General features: G+C 77.9%; 1 protein-coding gene. It reads left to right on the forward strand.

The window, feature by feature from the left end; genetic code table 11:
• On the forward strand, nucleotides 1-566 hold a 566-nt coding region (locus AC08ON_RS15085; RefSeq protein ID WP_476617192.1), incomplete at both ends, for an HsdM family class I SAM-dependent methyltransferase.

The following is a 566-nucleotide window of genomic DNA, read 5'->3' on the forward strand; positions in this document are numbered from 1 at the left end:
CCGGCACGGCCACGCGGAGCTCTTCGACGCGCTGCGCGCCCGCTACCGCGAGGTCTGCTCCCGGCAGGTGGCGGAGCCTCCGCGGGCGGTCGGGGAGCTGATGGTGACCCTCGCCGGCCTGCGCGGCCGGGCGGGGGCCGCCACGGTGCTCGACCCGGCCTGCGGGATCGGCGGGCTGCTGGAGGCCGCCCGGGCCGCGGGGGCGGGCCGCCTGCTCGGCCAGGATGTCAACCCGACGATGGCGCGGGTGAGCGCCGTCGGACTGCTGCTGCGGGGTGGTGACGCGCGGATCGTCGCGGGCGATTCGCTGCTCGCCGGCACCTTCGCCGGGGAACGGGCCGACGCGGTCCTGTGCGCCCCGCCGTTCGGGCAGCGTTCCTGGGGCTACGACGAGCTGCTCGGCGCACCGTGGTGGCGCCACGGTGTTCCACCGCGGGGGGAACCCGAGCTGGCCTGGGTGCAGTACTGCCTGGCGCACGCCCGGGACGGCGCGCAGGTGCTGGTCATCATGCCGGCGGCCGCCGCGTCGCGCCGTGCCGGGCGCCGCATCAGGGCGAACCTGCTGC

Source organism: Frankia sp. CoWAU3 (assembly GCF_977971855.1).